Source organism: Geosporobacter subterraneus DSM 17957 (genome assembly GCF_900142145.1).
GTDB classification, from domain to species: domain Bacteria; phylum Bacillota; class Clostridia; order Peptostreptococcales; family Thermotaleaceae; genus Geosporobacter; species Geosporobacter subterraneus.
In genome coordinates, this window is sequence record NZ_FQZV01000061.1 from 1 (window position 1) to 21,614 (window position 21,614).

Here is a 21,614-nt window from a genome sequence, read left to right on the forward strand (position 1 = left end):
TTTTAATTAGTTTAGGAAAACCAAGCTTATGGGCGAATTCCTTAATCAGAAGTAGGCCAGAATCGGAGGATAAATCCCCTCCTGCGAAATTAATTTTAATTTTACTGTTGCTTTCTGAGTGAAGTGCATTTAGACTAGACATAAGGGTTTCTCCTTTGTGAAATGTTAGTTGCGGTGACTTCATTTTAACAAAGTTGAAACTCTTTTTCTATTGTATTGGTTTCACTTTTTAAGTGAAACCAATAATAATGCAAAACTACTGTAACTATGCGGCACGAAGCAATGCTGGATAAATTATGATGAATAATTCAGGTTTATTTTGATAAAATATCGACAGATGCCATGGGTTGATATAAGACAGATGAGGGATTATGTAGCTATAAGTCACTAGAAATTTGTTTAGATTCGATTGAAAGAGGGATTGGGACATGTGGACTGCTTTTTTTTATGAAAATGAATTTTGTTGAGGCAGCTTTTTTGCATGTGAGGAAAAAAATAGCTATAGGACAAAACAATCATTTAATGGCGAAAAATGTTATAATAAAGAGGAATTATGGAGATATTCTCGTATTTTTATTATATTCAACGATTTAACTTCCGTTGGAGGTGAGATATGGAGATAAAAGCAGTTAATCAGGCATCTGTTAATGAATATATTCAATTCTGCAAGTCTATTTATCAACAAAACATCTATTATCGGGACAGCATGAGCAGGGTGCTGAAAAGTATTCTTAGAGGAAAGGCGCAAATCTGCAAAAGCAGCAGGATTTTTCCCATTATGGTGCTGGATGAAGGGAGCATTGCAGCGGTATGTATTTTTGCCATTGTGGATCGAATGAAGGATACGCTGCAGCTTACCTACTTTGAAGCACTGCCCCGGCAGGAAAAGGCTGTGGAGGAAATGCTGGCTTACGGGAGGACATTGGCCCGACAGCATGGAATTGAAACCATCTTGATCGGTTTGAATTTCCATGTAAATTATGGCTTAGGCCTTTTAGCAGACCATTATGAACATGTTCAGGGCTTTGGGACTGCCTATAATCCCCCTTATTATATCGATTATTTTCAGCGTTTTGGGGGAGAAGAATTCAATCTGGTCAATTATTTGACACAAATGGAAGGCTTTGATTTTAGGGTAGATCATCGGTTTATAAGCAGGATCAGCGGAAAATATCAAGTTCGCAAAGCTAGTTTTCGGCATATCGAGAGAGAGGCAGCAATTTATACGGATTTAAATAACCGTGCCTTTCGAGAGCATGCATTCTATTATGAAAGAAGAGCAGAAGAGGACCTGGAGCTCTTTCGGGAGTTCAGGCTCCTATTGAAGGAAGAAAACTTACTATTCTTAGAGCACAGTGGAAAACCTGCAGGGTTTATGCTATGGTATCCTGATTATCATGAGCTGATGGGACCAGGGGAAGCCCTAGGCATAAAAACCTTAATCAAAAATAAACTGTTTTCTCATAAAATCAAAAAGTTTAAGATCGTAGAGCTGGGAGTCCTTCCCGAGTATCAAAAAAATGGAGGGGTATATGCCCTCTTTCATAAATGTCGTGAGCTGGTAGGAAATCGGTATGACTACTGTGAATCAGGCTGGATACTGGAACACAATCTGGCATCCAGAGGATTGGGATTTCGTTGGGCCGATAAAGAATATAAGCACTTTAAAGTGTTTCGCATACCCGTTTGAAATGCTGCTCCAAGGCCCATGAGGATGGTTGTTGGTGTACAGAAATTTTGCTATTAGGAGAGATACAGCTATGTTTAGAGTCTATGAAAAAGTAGAGGACCTTCCCCCGGGATGGGATGCCGCCGTAGAGCACCAGCTGTTTCTTTCCAGAGAGATCTTAGGGGCGCTGGAAAAATTAAACCCCTGTGGTCAGCAGTATCATCTTCATCAGAAAAAAAGGCTGGCCTTGGTATCCTATCAACTTAAGCTGGACCTCTTCACCTTTACGAGAGGCCTTACGCTAAAGATTCCGTTGCGAATCATAGGGATCCCTCTTTCTGTGTCCAAAAGAGGCTACGCAACGGTACCGGAGGATTTGGAAGAACTGACTCATTATATTCGCTCTTTAAAAGGCTTTTATGTAGTATTAAACGCCGGAAGTGACCTGGGACTTGCCCGGGGGAATACGCTCCCTACCTGCAAGATAGACCTGCATTGGAATTCCTTTGGGGAATATGTGAACAGCATGAGAAGCCATTATCGATATCGGGTACAGAAGACGTTACGAAAGCTTTCCCCGGTGAAGATAGAGGTACTGGAAGATAACCGGTTATTTGATGAGGAGATGTACAGGCTCTATGAAAAGGTCTATGAACGTTCTAAGGAAAAGCTGGAGAAGCTGTCCATTTGCTTCTTTAGGGAGTTCCAAGGGAAAATATTCACTTTTAAAGTCCAGGAGAAGGTTATCGGATTTGTACAACTGATGGAAGAGGAAAAGGAACTCATTTTTCTGTTTGGAGGCTTTGAACACAGCTTGAATCAACAGTATGATCTCTATATGAATATGCTGCTGACAATCATTCGATACGGCATTGAAAGAGGCTGCCGGTCCATAGACCTAGGCCAGACTGCTGAGGAGACTAAGCTGAAATTAGGGGCCAGACAGCATCCAAGGTGGATGTATGCGCATCACAGCAATAGCATATTCAATAAGATAATAGGGACCTTGGTAGGTACTTTTTCCTATAAGCCCTATAGGACCTTTCATAATGTATTTAAGGGGGAAGCTGATGAAAATCCTGTTGGCAAAATGCCATAAAAAGACGATTTATTCCAGGTTTGAGCCAGCGGTTACGGAGCCCCTCGAACTGGAATACCTGTCAGCTTTATTGGTGCAGCTGCAAATAGAGCATCGGATTTATGATCCCTTGTTAGAAGGCGGAAATTTCTCCGATGTTTTCAAGACCTATGGGCCTGACCTAGTGCTGCTCAGCGGATACATTACTGCAGCAGACATCATGATTGAAACTTCAAGGTATGTAAAGCTGCAAAATCCAGGGGTGAAGGTTTTCGTAGGGGGTATTCATGCGGAAATCAACTATGAGGAATTTTTGGTGGAAAGTATTGATGTGGTGGTTCATTCCGACGGACTGCATACGCTGAGGAAGCTGGTAGAGCGCAATTGGAATACAGCCTCCCTGGCGGATATAGAAGGCATCGCCTATCGGGAAAATGGGGAATGGAAGGTAAACCGAAAAGTATCAACAGATTTTTCTTCCATGCCTATGCCCAATCGGAGTTATTTTGAAAGATATCAGGGCAGAACAAAATATATGCATTATAGCCCTGTAGCACTTTTAAAGACAGCTCTATCCTGTCCTTACCAATGCAGCTTTTGCTACTGCAAGCAGTTAAATGAAGGGATATACAGCGCCAGAAGCATTGAAGCCGTAGTAGAGGAGATCAGCAGCATTTCTGCAGAATATATCTGGATTGTGGATGATACCTTTCTGATCGATCGCAAAAGAATCCAAGAATTCGTCAGCAAAATGGGGGAAAGGGGTATTCGCAAGAAATTTATTGCCTATTCTCGGGTGGACTTTATTGCAGGCAATGAAGATATCATCCAAAGCTTGGCGGATATCGGTTTTGTAGAGCTGATTGCAGGAATGGAGGCCGTTGAGGATCAGCTGCTGGAGAACTATAAGAAAGCCTGCTCCGCCGATGAAAATCGCAGGGCTGTAGAAATATTGAAAAGACATGGGATCAACTTGACAGCTTTGTTTATAGCAGGAATTGATTTTCAGAGAAAGGATTTTCATTATCTTCGCAAATGGATTCGAAAAATGAATCTCCAGAGCTACACTGCATCGATCTTTACACCGATAAAAGGGACTGCCTATTATAAGGAATATGAGCATCGATTGATTACCCGGGATCCTGCCAAATATGATTTTTTACACCTGACCCTAAAGCCCACTAAGATGAGTGTACTTGCCTTCTACTTTCATTTTTATCTCATTTATCTGGAACAAATTTTCCGAAGCAAATATATCAGAAGCTTTTTATTTGGAGGAAAACATGAGTAGACAAAAAGTCTGGGATTTTTGGTCAAGGTATTACGAAGGACTATGGGTGCAAAAGGTGTCTTTGGGTCCCACTCGTAGAGAAATCAAAAGCTATTTATGCAGAACCTTGGAAAGGGAAAGACAATATAGAATTTTGGATGTGGGCTGTGGAACGGGTCAGCTCCTACGGGAGATACAGGAGGATTTTCAGGGATATTCCTTCATTCTGTCTGGAGTCGACTTTTCAGGAGACATGATCCAAAGGGCCAAAGAGATGAGTCATGGGATTGTTTTCCAGAAGATGGATGCTGCGGAAATACAAAGCCTAAAACAGCAATATGATATCATTATCTGCACCCATTCCTTTCCCTACTATGAAGATCAAGCTCAAGTGTTAAAGAACCTTAGAATGCTTTTAAAACCGGGGGGATATCTGCTTTTGGCTCAAGCCTCTCAAAACAATCTATATGATGCCTTGGCTATATTTTTTGTTAAGCTCACCACCGGCAAAGCCAATTACCCTAGTGTAAAGACAGTCCTTGCCATGACAAAGAAACTTTTTCAATGTGAGGACGTCATAAGAATTAAGAAAAAATTTTTTATGCCCTCTATCTACTTTTTCATACTAAAGGGGATTGACCAATGAAGGTTTTACTCATACGACCGAAACCAGACCCGGAAACCATAGGCCTACAGCATGTAATGATCTGTGAACCCTTGGAACTGGAGTATATCGCAGGAAATATAGAGGATTCCGGAGCAGAAATTGAAATCATCGATATGATTGTGGAAAAAAAGCCGCTGGAATACTTCATTCAAAAACACAGGCCGGATTTTGTAGGCATGAGCGGTTATATTACCCATGTAAATGTGATTAAGGATTATGCCAGAAGAATTAAAAGAATTCAAGGGGACTGCAGGATTATTATCGGGGGTGTTCATGCAGAAGTAGTACCCCAAGACTTTTTATGTGATGAGATCGATTTTATCTGTGAGGCTAATGGGATCAAAACCTTCAATGAAATCATCAAGGGCGGTGGCAGCAAAGAGATTGAAGGTATTTATCGGCCTGGAAAAAAGAATGTTAAGGAAATGGAATTCCCCTATGGCTTTCCTGCCCGGCATAAGGTGGCAAAATACCGGCATCGATACTACTATATGTTTCACAATCCCTGTGCCCTGATCAAGACCTCCTTCGGTTGTCCCTACAGCTGCAGTTTTTGTTTTTGTAAGGAGGTCACCGATGGAAAATATTTCACTAGAACGATTGATTCTGTCATTGAAGAATTAAAAGGGATTCCGGAGCCGGAAATTTATATCGTTGATGATGATTTCCTGTTTTCAAAAGAACGGATCCTGGAGTTTTGCAGGAAGCTAAAGGAGCATCAAATCCATAAGAAATTTTTGGTCTACGGAAGAGCAGATTTTATTTGCAGGCATGAAGAGGTAATCAGAACCTTTCAGGAACATGGGCTCCGGGCAGTGATTGTAGGCTTAGAATCCTTCAAAAACGAAGATCTGGATAGGTATAATAAACGGACAAGTATTGCTGATAATGAGAAGGCCATAGGCATTTTAAAAAAGTATGATGTAGAGGTCTATGGAACCCTGATTTTGGATATGGATTTTTCTAAGGAGGACTTCAAAAGCCTCTACCGATGGATCAAAGGATTAGGGCTTATCTTTGTAAATCTTCAGCCACTTACCCCCTTAAAAGGGACGGCTATCTACCAGCAGTATCAAAAGGATTTTATTATCGATCCCCTAGAATATGAGAAATGGGATTTAGCCCATTTGGTTTTAAAACCCCAGAAGATGTCCGTAGGCCGTTATTATTATGAAATTATAAAATTATATTATAAAATTACCATGAGACCTCAGAATATATGGAAGCTCATTCGAAAGTACGGTTTCATGGAAGTATGGAAGCTGTCCTGGGGGAGCAGTGCAGTTACAAGACAGTATTTACAAAAAATGATAAGAGGGAGATAAGATGAAAAAGCTGCTGCTGATTCAATCCACACCCTATGATAGGGAGCGTCAACCCATTAAAAAGAAGAAGCTTTATTTCGTAGGTTTAGGACTGCCCCTTTTAGCGGCTTTGACCCCGGAGGATTGGCAGGTAGAAATCATTCTGGAAACCATCGAGGAGATTCCCTTTGATACCGATGCGGATCTTATCGCCATCGGCAGTATGGGACATGCAGTCATTCGATCTATCGATATTGCCGCGGAGTTCAAAAAGAGAGGAAAGACCGTAATCCTAGGGGGCTATATGGTAAGCCTGATGGCGGAGGAAGCAAAGAAGTATTGTGACAGCGTCGTGATCGGAGATGCAGAAAATGTATGGCCAAAGGTTATCGAGGATTTTCTAAAGGGAGATTTGAAGGCTTTTTACCGGGAAGAATTGACCGGCCTTTCCACACCTCTCCCCAGGTTTGATTTAATCCTTGGAAAAAGCATTGGTGATTTTCTGCCGGTGCAGGCAGGAAGAGGCTGCCCAAATTCCTGCAGCTTTTGTTCTGTCTATTGCTTATACAAGAATAAGTATTTAAAAAGAGAAATCCAAGAGGTAGTAAGGGACATTGGCCAGGTGAAGGCATTGGGCTTTAATAAATTCTTATTATTAGATGATAATATTGTTTCTGATCGGAAATATCTTATGGAGCTCTGCAGGGAAATCAAAGCCTTGGATATGGAGTGGACCTCCCAATGCTCCATTACCATCGGAGAGGATCCGGAGCTTTTAAAGCTGGTGGCAGAAAGCGGCTGTACAGCTCTCAGCTTCGGGCTGGAGAGTATTTCTGCCGAGAGTCTTCAATGTATGGATAAAGCCTGGGCCAGACCTGCCAAATATGCATCCCTGATTAAGAATATTCAGGAGGCAGGCATCGACATTTCTACGGAGATGGTGGTAGGAGCCGACGGGGATACCTTGCAGTCTATCAAGGAAACGGCTCGATTTATTGAAGAGAATAAGGTAGTGGTCCCTAGATTTTATATTTTAACCCCTATTCCGGGGACAAAGTATTATGATCAAATGAAGGCTGCCAATCGGATATGCAATGAGGACATGTATTCCTACAATGGCAGTGAGGCAGTTCATATCCCAAAGAATATGAGTCCCGAGAAGCTGACCCATGCTTATTGGGAACTCTACAATGATGTATTTTCAATGAGCTCCATCTTAAAGCGAACAATTTTTCGAAAAGAGTTTTTGAAAAAAAAGGATCGGTATCTGTTCTATTTCCTGGTGAACCTCTACTATAGATATCAGATCAAGAGAAAAATCACTCCAAATATCATTTAGTGAGGTGGATAATTCGCAGATTTAAAGGACTTGGACTTAAGGCGGTGCTGGTAGGCTATGAGACCTTCAAGGAAGAAGAGCTGCGAGCCTACGAGAAAAAGTCTGACATTGAAGATAACCTGAAGGCCAGCTGGTTTATGAAGGAAATCGATTTAGATGTATGGGCTTCCTTTATGCTGCATCGGGATGGGAACAAAGAGGATTTTAGAGGACTTCGCAGGTATTTGAGGGCATTAAAGCCGGAGATTTCTGCCTTTTCTCCCCTGATCCCTTTTCCCAATCTCCCCTTGTATGAAGAATATAGGGATCGTCTCCTGGTGGAAAGGGAGGCCTATGAAAGCTGGAGCTTCGGGCAGGTTACTATAAGACCTTCAAAAATGAGTCTGAGAAGGTATTACTATGAGATGCTGAAAACCAACCTTTATGTAAATCTTTTTCAAAACAACACAGCTTATATGGTTCGAAAGTTTGGCTTTGCTACCGTATTCCGGCTCTGTAAAGGGTCTATCCATCTGTTGAAAAGATATATGAAGCGGATGATGCAGTAACAAAACAGGGTGAAATAAGGTTTATAAAGGAAATATAGGTATTATTTTTTCTATTCTTTAGCGTATTATAAGCAGTATGACATGTTTGTATAGAATGGTATTTGTAGGGGCGGACAGTGTCCGCCCGCTTTATTTTAAAGAGGTTTATGGAACTAATATACCCGCTCGATCTCATAGCCTGCCTGATGCATTTCACTGACAATCTGGTCGATATGCTTGTGGCCGTTGGTCTCTACGGTTACTTCCAGTTGTACATCCATCAATCGGTCCAGGGATTTGAACTGGTTATGGTTTAGCTTGATAACATTGGCGTTTAGCTTTGCCAGGATTTCCGAAATCCTTAGAAGCTCCCCGGGTTTGTCAGGAAGATCTACGGAGAAACAGAAAATACGTCCTCTAGAGACAAGTCCCCGGTTAATCAGAGAGGAGATGGTCAACACGTCGATGTTGCCGCCGCTCACTACACATACAATGTTTTTATCTTTTTCCTGAATTTTTTTAAGGCCTGCTAAGGACAGGACCCCTGCATTTTCTCCTATCAGCTTATGTTTTTCCAGCAGGAGAAGAAAAGCCTCCATGATATCAAAATCCGATACGGTGACAATCTCATCTACATAATCCTTGATGATGGAGAAGGTCAAATCCCCAGGTTTTTTTACTGCAACGCCATCGGCGATAGTATCTACCGTATTGAGATAGGTGAGCTTATTGTTGTCCATAGAGAGCTTCATAGCTTTTGCGCCTTCCGGTTCCACTCCGATAATCTTAATATCCGGTCTTAGGGACTTTACTGCCGCAGCGATCCCTGCGATAAGTCCCCCGCCTCCGATGGGAACTAATATACAATCCACATTCTCCAACTCATCTAAGATTTCCAATCCTATGGTACCCTGTCCTTCAATGACGTCTAAATCATTAAATGGATGGACGAAAAGATACTGATGTTCTTTCTGCAGGCGTAGAGCTTCTGCATAAGCTTCGTCATAGCAGTCCCCCGATAGCACAACCTGAGCACCATAGCTTCTGGTAGCTTCCACCTTGATCAAGGGGGTGGTCTTCGGCATCACCAAAGTAGCGGATACGCCCAGCTGCTGCGCCGCATAGGCGACTCCTTGGGCATGATTGCCGGCAGATGAGGAGATCAGTCCTTTTTGTCTTTCCCTTAGGGAAAGCTTGCTGATCTTATTATAGGCGCCTCGAATTTTGAAAGCTCCTGTTTTTTGCAGATTTTCCGGTTTAATATACACAGTGTTTCCAGATTCGCTGCTAAAGACTGAGCTGTACAGCAGCTTGGTTTCTTCTACCACATCTTTTAATCGGTCTCTTGCTGCAGCAAATTGCAGAGAATCTGCCCCATCATCCAGCTGAACCTGAGTTGAGTAACTTGCATTTGACATATTACTACCTCCTTGACTGATTTTAATGGTTTTCTTTGGATAGGTTCGAGTAGACTGATGAGGCAATAAAAAAACTCGCCCATGAAAGTATAGCTTTCAAGGACGAGGATCACCCGCGGTACCACCTTGGTTGTATTCAACATATGAATACCCCTTTTCAGTTCTAACAAACCTAAGTCGATAACGGGACTAAACGGTATCTTTTACTAATGAAAGCAGGTTCATTATGTTCAAAGATACGGCTCAAGAGTGATTTGTATTCAAGCACAGTATCGGTTCACAGCACCCACCGACTCTCTGAAACTGTTTTGCACAGAATACCTTTCTCCATCAACGCCATGTTTTCATAGAATTTTTAAAATATTTAAGTAATAAGATATCACGATTTGAGATGGCTGTCAAGGAAATTGGAATATATTTTTATAGAGAAGTCTATGGAAAAATTTGTTGCATTAACGCGAAAAAGTATAGCAGAATTTATTCACGATCTTATTGGGGACTTTAGTGAAAGCGTAGTGAATATTTCCTTAACTAAAAAGGAAGTCAGCGAAGCGATTGAATCCATATCTGCAACCTCAGAGGAAACTACTGCCGGTTCCCAAGAAATATCCGACAATGTAACGGAGGCAGCAGACGATTTGGAAGCAGTAGTTAAGGAGTCTCAGGAGCAGGCAGAGATAGCCGTGAAGCTTAATGAAATGATTCAGCGGTTTAAAGTCTAACCAAGCAGACAATGTGTCTGCTTTTTCTGTTATAATGAGTATATGGAATAATGAAAGTATAGAAAGGGAAGAACATGAATCTACTAAGTGCAGAAAATATTTCAAAGAGCTACAGCGAAAAACTGCTGCTGCAAAATATTAGCTTTGGTATAGATGCGGGTGATAAAATAGGAATTATCGGGATTAATGGTACAGGAAAAACCACTTTACTAAAAATTGTTGCCGGAGTAGAGGAAGCCGATGAAGGCCGTCTGATTAAAGGAAATGGTGTGCGAATAGAATATCTTCCACAAGATATAGCCTTTGAGCCAGAGGCCACAGTGCTAGAACAAATTTTTCATGGAGAATCTCCTTTGATGAGCCTTATTCGGGCCTATGCTGAGGCGATTCAGAATCCCGACACACCTGACGAAAAAATGGTTCGCCTTACCCAGGACATGGATGCTATGAATGCTTGGAATGTAGAGAGTGAAGCAAAGGCCATATTAACGAAGCTGGGAATCACTAATTTTACTGCAAAGGTAGGGTCCTTGTCAGGAGGCCAGAAGAAGCGTATTGCTCTGGCCGCCGCCTTAATCAACCCCTCAGATCTGCTTATTCTGGACGAGCCTACCAATCATCTGGACCATGATATCATTGACTGGCTGGAGGATTATCTGAACAAGCGGAAAGGTGCTCTGTTGATGATTACCCATGACAGATATTTTTTAGACCGAGTGGTGAATCAGATCATTGAATTGGATCGGGGAAACCTATACCCCTATAGGGGCAATTATGACAGTTTTCTTGAAAAGAAGCTGGAGCGGGAGGAGATTGCGGCAGCCAATGAACGAAAGCGGCAAGGGCTTTTCAGGAAGGAGCTGGCCTGGATACGGCGGGGGGCTAGAGCCAGAACGACAAAACAAAAAGCAAGAATCGAACGCTTTGAAGCCCTGAAGGAAAGCGGGGTTGATCTAAGTGAAAGCAAGCTGGAGCTGTCCTTAGCAGGCAGCAGATTGGGTAAAAAAGTAGTTGAGCTGGAGCATGTGAACAAGGCTTTTGGAGAGAAAAAGGTTATCGATGATTTCAGCTATATTCTGTTGAGAAAGGACCGGGTAGGAATTCTTGGTCCCAATGGGACAGGAAAAACCACTTTAATAAATATATTGGCAGGGAAAATGAAGCCGGACAGCGGAAAAGTGGAGATGGGGGATACGGTTAAGATCGGCCTCTTTTCCCAGGAAACCAATCATATGGATGATGACACAAGAGTGATCGAATACATCCGGGAGGGCAGTGAGTATCTTACGACAGCAGAAGGCGATAAAATCACAGCATCTCAGATGCTGGAGCGGTTCCTTTTTCCGCCGGCCATGCAGTGGGCACCGATTGGAAAGCTTTCGGGGGGAGAGAAAAGAAGGCTCTATTTGCTAAGAGTGCTGATGGAAGGGCCCAATGTATTGCTATTGGATGAGCCTACCAACGACTTGGATATAGAAACCCTGAGAATTCTGGAGGATTACCTGGAGGATTTCCCTGGGGCAGTGGTTGCGGTTTCCCATGACCGATATTTCCTGGATAAGATGGCAGAAAAGATATTTGTATTTATGGGTTCGGGAAAGGTCCGGCAGTATACAGGAAACTATACGGATTATAAGACAAGTAGTATAGCAGATCCGGAGGGGTATGCTGAAGAGCAAAGAACTCGGGATAAGGGGAATAAACAGAGTAACCTTATAGAAAAAAAGCAGCCGGAGCAGGTAAAGGTAAAGCCCTTAAAGTTCTCCTTTAAAGAACAGAAAGAGTTTGAAGAAATCGATGACGTGATCGTAGATCTGGAAAGTAAGATACAGGAAATAGAGGAACGAATTCTGCAAGCAGCCTCTGAATACTCGGTGCTGCAGCAGCTGGTAGAGGAGAAGGAAGCATTACAAAAGCAGCTGGAGCAGAAAATGGACAGATGGATGTATCTTAATGAGCTGGCAGAAGAGATAGAAAAGAGGAAACAGACATAAAAATATCCTCTGCGGTGGCAGAGGATATTTTTATAATTCTTCTAAAGCTTTTTCAAACACAGCTCGAATCTTTTCTTTAGTAGCTGCCCCTTCATGGAGCTTTGCACCATCCACATAATAGGTCGGTACATAATAGTAGTCATACTGATTGGCAAGATCAGGCTGGAGCTGTTCGTCGACCATATTGATCTCTAATGCCTGGTATCGGGAATCTTCCTGTTTCAGTTCTTCCATCCATCGAAGCGCTTCTCTGCAGTAGGGACAAGTCTCCATCATAAACATAAGTATAGGTTTCATTGAATCTACACCGCCTTTATAAGATTGATATTGCTGGAAAAGGTCAAGGAATCCTTCGGCTAAAGAGGGAATCTCATTTGCCGGTTTTCCCGTAGTTATTATATGCCCATCTCATCGAATGTTAATCAGTCTTTTCCTTGATTATTCTATAACCCGAATAACTTTTTTCAATAAATCTCTGTCTCTTGAAGAAGGACCTACCATGATCTCAAATTCTCCAGGCTCCACTACGGCTTTACATTCTCTGTCAATCAGAGTTAGGGAGGCAATGGGAAGTTCAATAGATACACGCTGCTGTTCTCCCGGATTTAGGGTAACACGGGTAAAGCCCTTCAATTCCTTGATCGGAGTGGTTACTGAACTATAGAGATCATTGACATAAAGCTGCAGGATCTCAGTACCTGCAATATCCCCTATATTTCGTACATCTACAGAGACTGTCAGTATGTCAGTTGCCTTCAGGTCTGAAGCGGACAGCGTGAGGTTGCTGTACGCATACTGGGTATAAGACAAGCCGAAACCAAAGGGGAACAAAGGCTCTTCCGACATCTCCACATACTTGCCTCCATGCCAGCCGGGCAACTGGTTATAATAAACAGGCTGCTGTCCTACATGACGGGGGAAGGAGATGGTAAGCTTGCCACAGGGGTTATGATCTCCAAAGAGGATGGCAGCTACTGCACGGCCGCCCTCCATACCAGGATTCCAGGCCTCCAGGATAGCATCTGCCTGTTCTTTGATCCAAGGGAGGGTAAGGGGTTTTCCATTGATCAGGACCACCACCAATGGTTTTCCTGTTTTCTTAAGAGCTTCCAGCAACTGCTGTTGAGCTCCCGTTAGGTTTAAGTCCACCCGGTCTCTCATTTCACCGTTTAAGGTATTGGTGTCTCCAATCACCGCTACAACTATATCAGATTCTTGTGCAGCTTTCACAGCTGCTGCAATATTTTGCTTGTTTTCATCCAGCAGATCACAGCCTTTTTCATAGACGACTTCCATATCCTTTCCTGCCCGCTGCCGAATGCCTTCTAAAATTGTGACAATGGAGGAGGTATCATATTCCGGATGGTAGTCTAGGGTTGGGCGCTCAGGGTACTCCCTGGTACCAAAGGACCAATCACCCAGTTGAGACTGTACATCCTCACAGCTAGGGCCTATAAGGGCAATTTTTTTGATATTCTTAGAAAGGGGCAGTACTTGGTGATCATTCTTTAAGAGCACCATAGACTGCAGGGCGGTTTCATAAGCTGCTTTTTTATGGGCATCACATCCGATTAGAGCAGTGGCTTTGCTTCGGTCAGGGAAGCGCTTATGGTCGAAAAGACCCAGGGCAAATTTATATTCTAGGATTCTCAGGCAGGCTGCATCCAGCTGCTCCTCTTTTATAGATCCCTCTTGAACCAGGGCCACAGTTTTTTCATAAAATTCAGGGGTAGACATGATCATATCGTTGCCTGCCCAGACAGCAATTTTACAGGCCTCCTCCAGGGTCGAGGCTACTTTTTGAGTACTATGCAAGTATCCTACGTTGTTCCAATCACTTACCACAAATCCCTTAAAGCCCCATTCTTCCTTTAATACCTCATGAAGGAGCCAGCGGTTGGCAGAGCAAGGAACACCGTCAATGGCATTGTAGCCAGCCATAAAGGTGGCGCAGCCCGCATCTGCTGCTTCCTTAAAGGGAGGCAGGAAAATAGAACGCAGCTTTCTTTCAGATACATCGGCTTCTGCGGAGTCACGGCCTCCCTGGGTTTCTCCATAGGCGGCGAAGTGTTTGGCACAAGCCAGGATGCTATAAGGGTCGGAAAGGTTTTCTCCTTGATAGCCTTTGATCATTGCCCGGGCCAGTATGCCAATCAAATAGGGGTCTTCGCCGAAGGTTTCATCAATGCGGCCCCATCGCATGTCTCTACCCATACATAAAACCGGTGAGAAGGTCCAGTGAAGGCCGGTTAGAATGACTTCGCAGGCGGTAATGCGGGCAACTTCTTCTAAAAGCTCCGGATTCCAGCTGCAGGACATTGCCAGGGGCGAAGGAAATACGGTAGCTCCGCTGTAAAAGGCATGGCCGTGGATGGCATCAATCCCAAAGAGGATGGGAATGCCCAATCGGGTCTTTTCAGCTTTTTCCTGAAGATGGATCGGTGCATCTCCTGTTACATGGAGAAAGGAGCCGATATGCTTTTCAAAAATCCACGTATCTGAATCGATTCTTCCGTCCACTTGACACATTTGTCCCACTTTCTCTTCCATGGTCATTCGACTTAGCAAATCTTTTGCTCTATCAATGGGGGTATAAGAAGGGTCTTTATAAATCTCAGACATTTTTACAACCTCCAAATATATAAAATTTCCATTTCTTTCTATTATACATGTTCCCTTCATATAAAAAAACATGCAAGTAGAAAACCTGCATGTTTCTTAATATTCTTTGCTACAGGGAATTTGGATCATGCCACAGGGTTGGATGGATAACAGTCCTAGACCAGCAAGCAGAGCCAGAGCATTCTCCCCTAAAATCTGCTCTTCACTGCCGGGGAAAGAAAAATGCACAAAACTGCAAGAGACACAAACATGGCAGATTTATTTTAGGGTAAAAGGGGAGAGGAAAAAGGCAAAAGATAGAGAATATTAAAGATAGGAACCCGTTGAATTTGTCTGAATCCCATAGATTATTCAATCATGACGAAAACGAAGGTGATAAGATGATAACACAAGTTTATTCCAATATTTACAAAAACGAAATCCTACTTCCCAATAATCCTCTAAAAGCAATTAATAGTTATATTATACGGGGAGAGGACAGAAACCTGATCATAGATACAGGATTCAATATCCCAGGCTGTAAGGATGCTTTTATGAAAGGAATGGAGGAACTGGGGATTGAGCGTAAGAAAACCCGTCTGCTGGTCACCCATCTGCATTCAGATCATTCAGGACTTGCTGCAGCCCTGCAAAAGGAAGGAGTAACCGTATGTGCAGGAGCCATCGACGGCAGGCTGATCAACGAAATGACGGAAGAGGCTTACTGGGATCGATTTAAAGACTATGGAAGGCTGTTTGATTTAGAGAAGGACAACATATCTTTTCACGATCACCCGGGTTATAAATATTGTCCGAAAGAACCTATCGACTTCATTTATTTGAAAGAGGGAGATGTTCTTAAGGTAGGAGACTATACCTTTGAAATAGTCGATATACCGGGGCACACCCCAGGACATATAGGACTCTATGAACAGAAACACAAGCTCTTTTTTTGCGGAGATCATATTTTAGATAAGATTACACCAAACATTACCTTCTGGGGCTTTGAACAGGACATCCTGTCCGTTTATTTTAATAACCTTCAAAAAGTGGCTCAATATGATATCGCACTACTTCTCACGGCACACAGAAGTACAATAAAGGATCACAGAAAAAGAATTCAAGAGCTGCTGGAGCATCATCGGCTGCGCCTAAATGAGATTCTCATGATTATTAAAGAAAGCAAAAAGTCTGTTCGTGATACAGCTGCGGCTATGCACTGGGAGTTAAGGTATGACCGATGGGAGGATTTCCCCAATCCTCAGAAATGGTTTGCAGCAGGGGAGGCTATGGCTCATTTAGAGCATTTAGTGGCAACGGGCAAGGCAGAAAAGATAAAAGAGAGTGAAATAATATACTATAAGGCTAAATAAAAAATGGCTTGCAGATGAAATAATCTGCAAGCCATTTTTTAATTCTTAAAGCTGTGTACCGGTGCAGGAATTCTGCCGCCTCTGCTGATAAAATCATCACTGGAGAATTTGCTGACAGCCATGATGGGAGCATGACCCAGAAGACCGCCGAATTCTACGGTGTCTCCTAGTGATTTTCCATGGACAGGGATAATTCGAACACCTGTAGTTTTATTATTGATCACACCAATGGCTGCTTCGTCGGCGATGATCGCCGACAGGGTAGCTGCAGGGGTATCACCTGGAACCGCAACCATATCAATACCTACAGAACATACGGCTGTCATGGCTTCCAGTTTATCTAGACTGAGGGAGCCAATGTTAACCGCATGAATCATTCCTTCATCCTCACTGACAGGGATAAAGGCCCCGCTGAGACCTCCTACGTGGGAGGAAGCCATGATACCTCCTTTTTTCACCGCATCATTGAGCAGGGCAAGGGCAGCAGTTGTTCCATGACAGCCGCAGCTCTCCAAACCCATTTCTTCCAGAATTCTGCCCACACTGTCGCCGATGGCGGGAGTAGGGGCTAAGGAAAGATCTACAATGCCAAAGGGAACCTGAAGACGTTTGGAAGCTTCCTGAGCTACTAGCTGTCCCACACGGGTAATTTTAAAGGCTGTTTTCTTAATGGTTTCAGCTACTACATCAAAGGGCTGGCCCTTCATATTTTCCAGGGCTGATTTTACAACACCGGGGCCGCTGATCCCCACATTGATGATGCATTCGGCTTCCCCAACGCCATGAAAAGCCCCTGCCATAAAAGGATTATCCTCAACGGCATTGGAAAAGACTACCAGCTTCGCACATCCTATGCTGTCACGATCCTTTGTCAGCTCAGCAGTCTTTTTAATAATCATTCCCAGATCCCGAACCGCATCCATATTGATCCCGGATTTCGTACAGCCCACATTGATAGAGGCACAAACCTTCTCTGTGGCAGCCAGAGCCTCTGGTATAGCAGCGATTAATGCCTGATCTCCCTTGGTGCAGCCCTTTTGTACCAGGGCAGAGAAGCCCCCGATGAAATTAACTCCTACGGTATCGGCAGCTTTGTCCAAAATCTTTGCATAGGCAACAAAGTTCAGATCCCGGCTGGATTGAGCCACAAGGGCAATCGGTGTAACAGAGATTCTTTTATTAATAATCGGAATTCCATATTCTGTTTCTATTTCATCCCCAATCTTAACCAGGTTTTCAGCAGATTTTGTGATTTTATCGTAGATTTTTATCCTGGATTTTTCTCCATCACTATCACAGCAGTCCAGTAGAGAAATACCCATGGTGATGGTGCGAATATCCAGTTTTTCCTTCTCAATCATTCGGATGGTTTCCATGATATTTTTATAATTGATCATGATGTCAGCTCCTGTCTATATGGTGTGCATGGAATGAAAAATATCCTCATGCTGAATGCGTATGGACATATCTAAATCCTGGCCTGCTGCTTCCAGGGTTTCCTTCAATTCTTTAAAGTCGATAGTCATGGCTGCTAAGTCCACCAGCATGATCATGGTAAAATACTCCTGCAATAGGGTCTGGGTGATATCTAATACATTTACCTGATAATTCTTCAGTACTGCTGTCACCCCATGGATAATACCGATCTTGTCTTTCCCGATTACCGTAATAAAGGCTTTCATCTTAAAACATCTCCTTTTAATAAAGTTTTTCTGGAAAAAATAAGAGACCAAATGGAATCATTTCGTCTCTGGAAAATTAGAATTCATATCAAAGAACACCTTCTGCTTATTATATACAAAAAACAGAAAGCTGTACCTTTAATAAAAATCCCCTGTCCTTTTACCTGAGAGTTTCACCAAGCAAGCTTGGCTTTCCCCTTCGGTGCTCCTATGAGTCTCTCCAGAGGCTCGTCCAATAGCGGTCTAACCAGTATTCCGCTACCTTCAACCGATTTATTTGAAATTTTGTGGAAATTAAAACCTATTATAACACAAGTATTTTGTATTATGCAACCTTAATTATAATCCGATGCTCTCCAAATATTCATCGTAGGTCATTCGTTTATCGATAACGCCAGACGGTGTGATTTCAATGATTCTGTTGGCGATGGTCTGGATAAACTGGTGGTCATGGGAGGTAAAGAGTACATTGCTCTTGAAATCTTTTAGACCATTATTTACAGCAGTGATGGATTCCAAATCCAGGTGGTTGGTAGGTTGATCCAACAGCAGTACATTGGCGCTGCTCAACATCATTCGAGACAGCATGCAGCGTACCCGTTCACCACCAGACAGTACCTTTGCCTGCTTCAGGGCTTCTTCGCCGGAGAATAGCATTCTGCCTAAAAAGCCTCTTAAATAGCTTTCGGATTTCTCAACGGAGAACTGACGCATCCAATCCACTAAATTCAGCTCTACATCATTAAAGAACTCTGAGTTATCCTTAGGGAAATAAGCCTTGGTGATGGTAACACCCCATTTGTAGCTTCCGCTGTCCGGTTCCATTTCCCCCATTAGGATTTTAAACAGGGTAGTATTGACGATTTCACGCTCACCTACAAAGGCAATCTTATCTCCTTTGGTTACAGTAAAGCTCACATTATCCAGTATTTTTTCGCCATCTATGATTTTGGTCAGTCCTTCTACAAAGAGAATATCATTCCCTACCTCACGCTCAGGCTTAAAGCCTACGTAGGGGTATTTTCTGCTGGAGGGCTGGATATCTTCGATGGTGATTTTATCTAACAGCTTTTTTCTTGAGGTAGCCTGCTTGGACTTGGATGCATTGGCACTGAAGCGGGCAATAAAGTCCTGAAGCTCCTTGATTTTTTCTTCCTTCTTCTTATTCTGATCCTTCATCATCTGCAGCGCCAGCTGACTGGACTCATACCAGAAGTCATAGTTACCTACAAACAGCTTGATTTTTCCGAAGTCCACGTCCGCCATATGGGTACAAACTTTGTTCAAGAAGTGTCTGTCGTGGGATACAACGATCACAATGCCTTCGAATTCAATCAGGAATTCTTCCAGCCAGTTGATAGATTTAATATCCAAGTGGTTGGTAGGCTCATCGAGAATCAGAATTCCCGGTTTGCCGAATAAGGCCTGTGCCAGTAGAACTTTTACCTTTTCTGCACCGGAAAGGTCTGCAACTTTTTTGTCATGGAGAGAAGTAGGGATGCCGAGGCCCTGCAGTAAGGAAGAAGCTTCTGCTTCCGCTTCCCATCCGTTTAACTCTGCATATTCACCCTCTAATTCTGAGGCCTTAATGCCATCCTCATCGGTAAAGTCTGCCTTCGCGTAAATCGCATCCTTTTCCCGCATGATTTCATATAATCGGGCGTTGCCCATGATCACCGTTTCCAATACCTGATTCTCATCGTATTGGTAATGATCCTGTTTTAGTACAGACATCCGGATGCCTGGGGGAACGTGCACATCTCCTGTATTGGGCTCAATCTCCCCGGACAGGATCTTTAGAAATGTACTTTTTCCCGCTCCGTTGGCACCGATCACCCCATAGCAGTTACCTGGTGTGAATTTTAGATTTACATCTTCGAAGAGCTTCCGCTCCCCATATCGTAAGCTTACATTGGTTACTGTAATCACTTTTTTACCATCCTTCTACATGAATTTGAACAATCTTCGCGATATTATATCATATATTGGGCTTTATTGCATCAAGGAAAATAGAAGGGAAAAGTAAATATTCTCCATCCAATATCCTTCATCAGGATTTACATAGATGTGTGGTTAGGAAGCACAACATTCAGCGGAACGGCACAGAGGCCGCTCCCTACGTAAACCTCAACAGAAAAGTAGAGGTGGACGCCCTCGTCGTTCCGAATATTCATTAAGATTCTCAGTCATATATCTATGAATTGTAAGGGGATATAAAAGTTTTTTTATCAAGAACAGGTGACATAAGATATAATAGGATTGAAGAAAGATTATAAAATCTGGAAAAAATAAGAGAATAATATAAATGATATAAACGATGATAGGGAGAGAACACCTTGAAAACTTCAAAGGAAATCTATGAAAAGAGAATACAGGTTTATGAGGAGAGATCATCTAAGCTGCTAAAGGATATGAATCATATCAGCCACCTGAGAATATTCACTGCAGGGGCTGCGATTTTTAGCGCTGTATTTTTATCACGGGCCGCTGTAAATGCTGTAACCTGGGGAATTGTATTTTTGTTTATTGTCATATTTATCTACCTTGTGTATATGCATCACAGAGTAAAGACGGCTCATCAATATCTGGCCCATCTGAAAAAGGTGAATGAAATATCTTTGAAACGGGTTAAAGGAGAGTGGAAAGAGTTTGCTGACCGAGGAGATGCCTTTTATGAGGAGGCCCATCCTTTTGCCAAGGATCTGGATATCTTTGGACAGGGCTCACTATATCAATGGATCAGTGCGGCCAATACCTATTCGGGGAAACGAAAGCTGGCAGAGCTGTTGACAACGCCCTGGGATAAAAGGAAGCAAATAGAAGAGCGGCAGGCTGCTATTGGCGAACTGGCACAAAAGCGCTGGTGGCGGCAAAGACTGCAAACTGAGGGGATGCTGATCACAGAAGAAGCTGAAGATATAGAGTCGCTGCTTCAATGGGCTGAAAAATCCCAACCCTTTTATTCAAAACCTATGATCAGAATGGGGATACGGCTTTTACCTGGGATTACGATCACTACTCTGTTGTTAGCCTTCTCAGCTGATATAGGCCTTCGATATATTCCCCTGCTGCTGCTGGTGTTTCATTTTTTCCTACTCTCCTATGATGTAAAGAGAAGAACGCAGGAACTGGAGCTGATTTACCGGTGTAAAAATAGTATCAGGGTCTATGGAAAGATATTAGCACACATAGAAAAGACTCATTTTCAGTCGGATTATTTACGGGTATTAAAGGAAAGACTGAGAGATGAGAAAGGATTAACTGCTTTACAACAGCTGAAAAGTCTGGAGAGAATCGTGGATCAGATTCTAAACAGAAACAACATAGCTTTCTTTCCGATCAATTTATTGATTCTATGGGACTACCAGTGCATGCTTGCGGTGGAGGATTGGAAGAGGCAGGCAGGGCCGGTATTGAGAAGGTATTTAGAGGTGATAGGAGAAATAGAAGGGCTTGCCAGTCTGGCTCTCATTGGCTATGATTACCCCCAGTGGGATATGCCCAAGATTACAGACACACCTGCCAGATTTACTGCAAGAGCCATCGGCCACCCGCTGCTGACCAATCAACAGGTATGTAATGATATAAGCCTAGATCCTCCTGCCAAAGTTTTATTGATCACAGGGTCTAATATGTCCGGCAAGAGTACCTTGTTAAGAACCTTGGGGACAAACCTCGTATTGGCCTATGCAGGGGCGCCTGTATGCGCAAGAAGTATGGAACCTGAATTATTCATCATAATTTATCCAGCATTGCTTCGTGCCGCATAGTTACAGTAGTTTTGCATTATTATTGGTTTCACTTAAAAAGTGAAACCAATACAATAGAAAAAGAGTTTCAACTTTGTTAAAATGAAGTCACCACAACTAACATTTCACAAAGGAGAAACCCTTATGTCTAGTCTAAGTGCACTTCACTCAGAAAGCAACAGTAAAATTAAAATTAATTTCGCAGGAGGGGATTTATCCTC

Annotated in this window: 17 protein-coding genes, 1 pseudogene, 1 riboswitch and 1 other annotated feature; of the genes and pseudogenes, 11 read left to right on the top strand and 7 right to left on the bottom strand. The window is 42.9% G+C overall.

Annotated features, from left to right (window positions below; genetic code table 11):
* A pseudogene (locus tag BUB56_RS16720) lies at positions 1-142 on the bottom strand (IS1380 family transposase); the annotation flags it as partial.
* 471 nt (positions 143-613) lie between these two features.
* On the opposite strand from BUB56_RS16720, the gene BUB56_RS16725 reads away from it, so the two are divergent.
* The 7 genes from BUB56_RS16725 to BUB56_RS16755 all read left to right on the top strand — a co-directional run bounded on the left by BUB56_RS16725 (position 614) and on the right by BUB56_RS16755 (position 7,875).
* On the top strand, positions 614-1,690 hold the full coding sequence (locus BUB56_RS16725) for a GNAT family N-acetyltransferase (RefSeq protein ID WP_110942404.1): 1,077 nt from the start codon (positions 614-616) through the stop codon (positions 1,688-1,690).
* 70 nt (positions 1,691-1,760) lie between these two features.
* A complete protein-coding gene (locus BUB56_RS16730; protein ID WP_190014653.1) occupies positions 1,761-2,768 on the top strand; it encodes a GNAT family N-acetyltransferase in 1,008 nt (335 codons plus the stop codon).
* Positions 2,740-4,038 (top strand): B12-binding domain-containing radical SAM protein, encoded by a 1,299-nt coding sequence (locus tag BUB56_RS16735; RefSeq protein WP_190014655.1) that lies wholly within the window; start codon positions 2,740-2,742, stop codon positions 4,036-4,038. Before BUB56_RS16730 ends, BUB56_RS16735 begins: the two co-directional genes overlap by 29 nt.
* The gene (locus BUB56_RS16740) at positions 4,031-4,663 is read left to right on the top strand and encodes a class I SAM-dependent methyltransferase (protein ID WP_110942407.1); all 633 of its coding nucleotides are present in this window, start codon (positions 4,031-4,033) and stop codon (positions 4,661-4,663) included. Before BUB56_RS16735 ends, BUB56_RS16740 begins: the two co-directional genes overlap by 8 nt.
* A complete protein-coding gene (locus BUB56_RS16745) occupies positions 4,660-6,009 on the top strand; it encodes a B12-binding domain-containing radical SAM protein (RefSeq protein ID WP_110942408.1) in 1,350 nt (449 codons plus the stop codon). The genes BUB56_RS16740 and BUB56_RS16745 overlap by 4 nt, the downstream gene beginning before the upstream one ends.
* Position 6,010: 1 nt before the next feature.
* Positions 6,011-7,327, top strand: coding sequence for a B12-binding domain-containing radical SAM protein (locus BUB56_RS16750; RefSeq protein WP_110942409.1), 1,317 nt, complete (start codon positions 6,011-6,013; stop codon positions 7,325-7,327).
* Positions 7,327-7,875 (top strand): radical SAM protein, encoded by a 549-nt coding sequence (locus BUB56_RS16755; RefSeq protein WP_110942410.1) that lies wholly within the window; start codon positions 7,327-7,329, stop codon positions 7,873-7,875. The genes BUB56_RS16750 and BUB56_RS16755 overlap by 1 nt, the downstream gene beginning before the upstream one ends.
* 152 nt (positions 7,876-8,027) lie before the next feature.
* On the opposite strand, the gene ilvA is transcribed toward BUB56_RS16755, so the two are convergent.
* Entirely contained in the window at positions 8,028-9,272 is a 1,245-nt protein-coding gene (gene ilvA / locus BUB56_RS16760) for a threonine ammonia-lyase (RefSeq protein WP_110942411.1), read from the bottom strand.
* A 95-nt stretch (positions 9,273-9,367) separates the two neighbouring features.
* Positions 9,368-9,615: a binding site (T-box leader), on the bottom strand.
* Positions 9,616-9,706: 91 nt separating this feature from the next.
* Here ilvA and BUB56_RS16765 point away from each other — a divergent pair.
* Positions 9,707-9,994 carry a DUF1664 domain-containing protein gene (locus tag BUB56_RS16765; protein WP_110942412.1) on the top strand — a complete coding sequence of 96 codons (288 nt, stop codon included), beginning with the start codon at positions 9,707-9,709 and terminating at the stop codon, positions 9,992-9,994.
* 74 nt (positions 9,995-10,068) lie between these two features.
* Positions 10,069-11,988 (top strand): ABC-F family ATP-binding cassette domain-containing protein, encoded by a 1,920-nt coding sequence (locus BUB56_RS16770; RefSeq protein WP_110942413.1) that lies wholly within the window; start codon positions 10,069-10,071, stop codon positions 11,986-11,988.
* Positions 11,989-12,018: 30 nt separating this feature from the next.
* On the opposite strand, the gene BUB56_RS16775 is transcribed toward BUB56_RS16770, so the two are convergent.
* Positions 12,019-12,285 (bottom strand): glutaredoxin domain-containing protein, encoded by a 267-nt coding sequence (locus tag BUB56_RS16775; protein ID WP_110942414.1) that lies wholly within the window; start codon positions 12,283-12,285, stop codon positions 12,019-12,021.
* A 141-nt stretch (positions 12,286-12,426) separates the two neighbouring features.
* The gene (locus BUB56_RS16780) at positions 12,427-14,610 is read right to left on the bottom strand and encodes a glycoside hydrolase family 3 N-terminal domain-containing protein (protein ID WP_110942421.1); all 2,184 of its coding nucleotides are present in this window, start codon (positions 14,608-14,610) and stop codon (positions 12,427-12,429) included.
* 380 nt (positions 14,611-14,990) lie between these two features.
* Between BUB56_RS16780 and BUB56_RS16790 the strand changes: the two genes are divergently transcribed.
* Complete coding sequence (locus tag BUB56_RS16790) at positions 14,991-15,962, top strand: MBL fold metallo-hydrolase (RefSeq protein ID WP_110942416.1); 972 nt, start codon at positions 14,991-14,993, stop codon at positions 15,960-15,962.
* 38 nt (positions 15,963-16,000) lie between these two features.
* On the opposite strand, the gene BUB56_RS16795 is transcribed toward BUB56_RS16790, so the two are convergent.
* The 3 genes from BUB56_RS16795 to BUB56_RS16805 form a co-directional block, all read right to left on the bottom strand.
* The gene (locus BUB56_RS16795) at positions 16,001-17,359 is read right to left on the bottom strand and encodes a PFL family protein (protein ID WP_110942417.1); all 1,359 of its coding nucleotides are present in this window, start codon (positions 17,357-17,359) and stop codon (positions 16,001-16,003) included.
* Positions 17,360-17,374: 15 nt separating this feature from the next.
* On the bottom strand, positions 17,375-17,644 hold the full coding sequence (locus BUB56_RS16800) for an ACT domain-containing protein (protein WP_110942418.1): 270 nt from the start codon (positions 17,642-17,644) through the stop codon (positions 17,375-17,377).
* 142 nt (positions 17,645-17,786) lie between these two features.
* Positions 17,787-17,878: riboswitch (glycine riboswitch) on the bottom strand.
* A 105-nt stretch (positions 17,879-17,983) separates the two neighbouring features.
* A complete protein-coding gene (locus tag BUB56_RS16805) occupies positions 17,984-19,573 on the bottom strand; it encodes an ABC-F family ATP-binding cassette domain-containing protein (protein WP_110942419.1) in 1,590 nt (529 codons plus the stop codon).
* A 407-nt stretch (positions 19,574-19,980) separates the two neighbouring features.
* Between BUB56_RS16805 and BUB56_RS16810 the strand changes: the two genes are divergently transcribed.
* Positions 19,981-21,414, top strand: coding sequence for a DNA mismatch repair protein (locus BUB56_RS16810; protein ID WP_110942420.1), 1,434 nt, complete (start codon positions 19,981-19,983; stop codon positions 21,412-21,414).
* Positions 21,415-21,614 lie beyond the last annotated feature (200 nt).

Bases quoted from the DNA above. Each gene is read 5' to 3' on its own strand.
- BUB56_RS16800 (WP_110942418.1), bottom strand. From the start codon at position 17,644: ATGAAAGCCTTTATTACGGTAATCGGGAAAGACAAGATCGGTATTATC.
- BUB56_RS16725 (WP_110942404.1), top strand. From the start codon at position 614: ATGGAGATAAAAGCAGTTAATCAGGCATCTGTTAATGAATATATTCAA.
- BUB56_RS16775 (WP_110942414.1), bottom strand. From the start codon at position 12,285: ATGAAACCTATACTTATGTTTATGATGGAGACTTGTCCCTACTGCAGA.
- ilvA (WP_110942411.1), bottom strand. From the start codon at position 9,272: ATGTCAAATGCAAGTTACTCAACTCAGGTTCAGCTGGATGATGGGGCA.
- BUB56_RS16770 (WP_110942413.1), top strand. From the start codon at position 10,069: ATGAATCTACTAAGTGCAGAAAATATTTCAAAGAGCTACAGCGAAAAA.
- BUB56_RS16765 (WP_110942412.1), top strand. From the start codon at position 9,707: ATGGAAAAATTTGTTGCATTAACGCGAAAAAGTATAGCAGAATTTATT.
- BUB56_RS16790 (WP_110942416.1), top strand. From the start codon at position 14,991: ATGATAACACAAGTTTATTCCAATATTTACAAAAACGAAATCCTACTT.
- BUB56_RS16735 (WP_190014655.1), top strand. From the start codon at position 2,740: ATGAAAATCCTGTTGGCAAAATGCCATAAAAAGACGATTTATTCCAGG.
- BUB56_RS16780 (WP_110942421.1), bottom strand. From the start codon at position 14,610: ATGTCTGAGATTTATAAAGACCCTTCTTATACCCCCATTGATAGAGCA.
- BUB56_RS16740 (WP_110942407.1), top strand. From the start codon at position 4,031: ATGAGTAGACAAAAAGTCTGGGATTTTTGGTCAAGGTATTACGAAGGA.
- BUB56_RS16745 (WP_110942408.1), top strand. From the start codon at position 4,660: ATGAAGGTTTTACTCATACGACCGAAACCAGACCCGGAAACCATAGGC.
- BUB56_RS16730 (WP_190014653.1), top strand. From the start codon at position 1,761: ATGTTTAGAGTCTATGAAAAAGTAGAGGACCTTCCCCCGGGATGGGAT.
- BUB56_RS16795 (WP_110942417.1), bottom strand. From the start codon at position 17,359: ATGATCAATTATAAAAATATCATGGAAACCATCCGAATGATTGAGAAG.
- BUB56_RS16750 (WP_110942409.1), top strand. From the start codon at position 6,011: ATGAAAAAGCTGCTGCTGATTCAATCCACACCCTATGATAGGGAGCGT.